A 4,077-nucleotide genomic window follows, 5' to 3' on the forward strand; every position below is an offset into this window, starting at 1 on the left:
GGTCTCCACGTGAATGGCGGGGCTTATAAAGCCGACCACCTGCATGCCTACGACCGAGGGACCTTCCTCGCCATAAAAAGCCTGCCGATGCGGAAAGAGCTTTTCTGTGTATTCATTTCCGCTAACGTCATAATAGATAACTTCACTTACAACGTCGCGCGACGTGCCACCAAATTCCTTCAGAACTTCGTCCAGAATCTCATAGATCCGCTTCATCTGCGCACCCGGATTATCGGCGTGTAGTTCGTTGCCTTTGTTATCCGTAGCAGTCAACCCGCCGATGAATACATAGTCGCCAGCCCTGACAGCCAGTGACATGCTATATCCCTTCTCCATCTCGGGTAGTCTATGGAAAAACTGCGGTTTCATCATCTCAACCTCCTMGTGCRTTTAAGCTATAGCGCGTACTTTTCAGTCGCTCCGCTGCATCCATACCGCGAACGCTCACGCGCGACGTCACTTCAGACAATTAACCCAATCTATGGTGCCTGTTCTTCGCCTGGTGCAAATCKGAAGACTGTGAAAGCGACCGGCACTCTGGTTCGGGGCACGCCCATCTCCCTCKATATAGTGTACACGGCCCGACCATCCGTTGCCMCCAACCAATCCTTATCACTTTGCCGCATGCTATAATTATTCAAACTTATATTAATGTGAAATGCGTGGCAAGCCTCATCAGATGCCTCTCAATTTCAGCGCGCCGACAGCTGCGCTGCTGTCACCAGTCCAGGCTCCAGCCGAGAGCTTTCCAATCATGTTATTTCTATTATGATTCAATACTATGAGCCTTTTGAAGGTGGATCGAGCCCTCTGTCACCGTAGAACATGCTTCGCAAAATTACTGTCGCGGGCGCTCTCCAGAGACTTTTGACTTGTAATTCCCGTTTTGAATAATTAATGTGGTGAAACCTACTCTAAACAAGGGCCCCGCAAATGAAGCGTTTTCGTATTGGTCAGATCGTTCCGAGCTCCAACATCACGATGGAAACGGAAATTCCGGCACTATTGMGGGCTCGCGAACTCGTCTCGCCAGAGCGATTCACTTTTCATTCTTCCCGCATGCGCATGAAGCATGTGACTGCAGAGGAATTGAAGGCTATGGATCGAGACAGTKACCGCTGCGCCCTCGAGTTGTCGGACGCGCGCGTCGACGTCATGGGCTACGCTTGCCTGGTCGCCATCATGGCTATKGGGCATGGCTATCATCGCCWGTCGCAAGAGCGTCTTCACCAAGCGACGGTCGACAACGGCAATCCGGCGCCGGTGGTGACATCGGCCGGTGCGCTGGTCGAGGGCATCAAGGCGATACGCGCGAAGAAAATTGCTCTCGTCGCGCCCTATATKAAGCCCCTCACCGAGCTCGTCGTGGACTATATCCGTAACGAGGGTATCGAGGTCAGTGTCTGGCGGGCACTGGAAATATCCGATAACCTCGCGGTAGCCGCGCACGATCCAATGAAGCTGCCTGGCATCGTCCGCGCGATGGACACCAGCGATGTCGATGCCATCGTGCTGTCCGCTTGCGTCCAAATGCCCTCGCTGGCGGCCGTACCCGAGGCGGAGGCAATCACCCGAAAGCCGGTCCTGACGGCGGCGATCGCCACCACATGGTCGCTATTGAAGGCGCTTAATCTTGATACGCGCGTTCCGGGGGGCGGAACGCTGCTCTCCGGCGCCTATTAAGGGGAGGGCGCCATGGCTCGGGGATACAACGTTCACGCAAACGGCATTCGCCAGCACCTGCTTCACTATCCGGGGCAAGGTCCTCAGATGCTGCTCGTTCCCGGCATCACGTCGCCGGCCATCACATGGGGCTTCATTGCCGAGCGACTAGCGGCGAGGTTCGACGTCCATGTGCTCGACGTGCGCGGCCGCGGCCTGTCGCAGGGCGGGGMCCTCGACTTTTCGCTMGATGCAATGGCCGAGGACGCCGTTMGGGTCGCTGAATCGGCCGGGCTCGACCGTCCGATCCTGCTCGGGCACTCGATGGGTGCACGAACCGGGATCCGTGCCGCGCGCAAGAGTCCGTCCGCTTTCTCGGGGCTGGTTCTGGTGGATCCACCCGTCAGCGGGCCGGGCCKACGCGGTTACCCGGCATCCTGGGCGTGGTACGAGGACTCCATCGTGCTCGCGCAGCGAGGCTGCTCGGCCGAGKAGATGAAACACTTCTGTCCGAGCTGGAGTGAAGAACAACGCGCCCTTCGCGCCGAGTGGCTCCACACCTGCCAGCTCGACGCGAYCCGCACCGCCTTCGACGGGTTCCACACCGACGATATCCWCGCCGACCTATCCGCGCTCGGCCTGCCGATGCGTCTTGTGGTGGCAGGGGGCGCGGAGGTTGTTAAGCCGACGGATGTCGAGGAAATAAGGCGCCTCGTACCGGCAATCGAGGTGCGTACGGTCGAGCGCGCGGGACACATGATCCCGTGGGACGACCTGGAAGGCTTTCTTGCCGCAGTCATGGACTTTGCAGCGTAGTTATAGAAAAAGGATTCCGAGCAATGGACCACACGAGCTTCACCGAAATCTGCCTCCACCAACTGAAAATGTCCGGTGTGCGCGACGGCGAGCGCCTTGTCGTGCTCACGCAGGGCAATGAACGGCTGGACTATGCCAATGCATTCCTCGCCGCGGGCCAGCGTCTGGGMGCTAACATGTACCATATGCGTCTGCCGGCGCCTTTGCCGACGGGCGGCTGGAACGTCGGCGTCACCGGTCTGGCMGCAATGCCGGATGCCGTCGACGCCCTCAAGAACTGCGACATGCTAATCGACTGCATCTTCCTGCTCTTCTCGCMGGAGCAGATGGCGATCCAGGCCGCCGGCACTCGCGTTCTGACAGCKGTCGAGCCACMTGAACTTCTCGCGCGCATGCTCCCGTATAAGGAACTCCGCGACAAGGTCGAGATTGGCGGCGAAATTTTATCGAAGGCCAAAATTATGCGGATCACGTCCCCGCACGGAACCGACGTGACCTATAAGTTGAATACCTATCCCACCGTAACAGAATATGCCTGCACGGACAAACCAGGACGATGGGACCACTGGCCTTCTGGTTTCGTCTTTACTGGTGGCGACGATGATGGTGTCGACGGACAGATCGTCGTCGCACCGGGCGACATCTTGCTGCCGCAGAACATCTATGTGCGCGAACCGATCATCTACACGATCGAGAAAGGCTGGATCACCGACATCAGAGGCGGCCTCGATGCGGAAATTGTCAAATCCTATATGGAGTCTTTCCATGACCCCAAAGGTTTCGGCATGAGCCACGTTGGCTKGGGCATGAACCCGCAAGCGAAATGGCACAACTTCGTGCCGGGCGCTTTTCCTGGCGGCATGGGTATGGAGCCTCGCTCGTTCTACGGCAACGTCATGTTCTCGACGGGCCCAAACAATGAACTCGKGGGCCCGAACGACACGCATTGCCATCTCGACATCCCGATGCGCAATTGCTCGCTCTTCCTCGATGACGCGGCAATCGTCATCGACGGTGATATCGTCGTGCCGGACATGAAGATGGAACGGCACTGATCGCGGGAGGAGCAGCCTTGCCGGGTGCGGGGCTGCAAATCCGCAAGCACAGGAGGAACGGGAATGTCGCAGAAAGAAATTTATGAAGCGGCCGGCTTCGGTTGCACTGTACCGCGCGGTTACCGTCCCGCMATCGTCGTCGTCGATTTTACGTATGGCTTTACGGATACTCGCTACCCKACGGCTGCGGACATGAGCAAAGCGATTGCCGCCACGCGCCGCCTAACCGATATTGCGCGCACCGCCGGCTATCTGGTCGTCTACACCACCATTGCTTACCACCCTGGTGAAATCGATAAACTCGCCTGGTTGAAGAAGGCGGCGGGCATGGCGGCGTTGGTGGAAGGAAGCCGGCTGGTCGAKATCGACGCGGCGACCGGCATCCGGCCGGAAGATGCGATCGTTACCAAGAAAGGTGCGTCGGCATTCCATGGCACAGCGCTGACGGCACTTTTGACTGGAGCCGGCGTCGATACCGTGGTGGTCACGGGCGCGATGACGTCAGGCTGCGTTCGCGCGACAGTGGTCGACGCCGTGCAGTCGG

5 protein-coding genes are annotated in these 4,077 nt (G+C 58.4%); 4 read left to right on the forward strand and 1 reads right to left on the reverse strand.

Features of this window, described 5'->3' with window-relative positions; genetic code table 11:
* A partial coding sequence (locus QD357_RS31340; protein ID WP_414125871.1) for a Rid family hydrolase occupies positions 1-372 on the reverse strand: 372 nt, incomplete at its 3' end.
* Positions 373-981: 609 nt separating this feature from the next.
* Here QD357_RS31340 and QD357_RS31345 point away from each other — a divergent pair.
* The 4 genes from QD357_RS31345 to QD357_RS31360 form a co-directional block, all read left to right on the forward strand.
* Positions 982-1,683, forward strand: a complete 702-nt coding sequence (locus tag QD357_RS31345; protein ID WP_414125875.1) for an Asp/Glu racemase — start codon at positions 982-984, stop codon at positions 1,681-1,683.
* 12 nt (positions 1,684-1,695) lie between these two features.
* A complete protein-coding gene (locus tag QD357_RS31350; RefSeq protein WP_414125872.1) occupies positions 1,696-2,478 on the forward strand; it encodes an alpha/beta fold hydrolase in 783 nt (260 codons plus the stop codon).
* Positions 2,479-2,501: 23 nt separating this feature from the next.
* A complete protein-coding gene (locus tag QD357_RS31355; RefSeq protein WP_414125873.1) occupies positions 2,502-3,533 on the forward strand; it encodes a leucyl aminopeptidase in 1,032 nt (343 codons plus the stop codon).
* Between the two features lie 63 nt (positions 3,534-3,596).
* A partial coding sequence (locus tag QD357_RS31360) for an isochorismatase family protein (RefSeq protein ID WP_414125874.1) occupies positions 3,597-4,077 on the forward strand: 481 nt, incomplete at its 3' end.

Origin of the sequence: Rhizobium sp. BR 317, assembly GCF_047445835.1 — a bacterium.
GTDB classification, from domain to species: domain Bacteria; phylum Pseudomonadota; class Alphaproteobacteria; order Rhizobiales; family Rhizobiaceae; genus Rhizobium; species Rhizobium paranaense.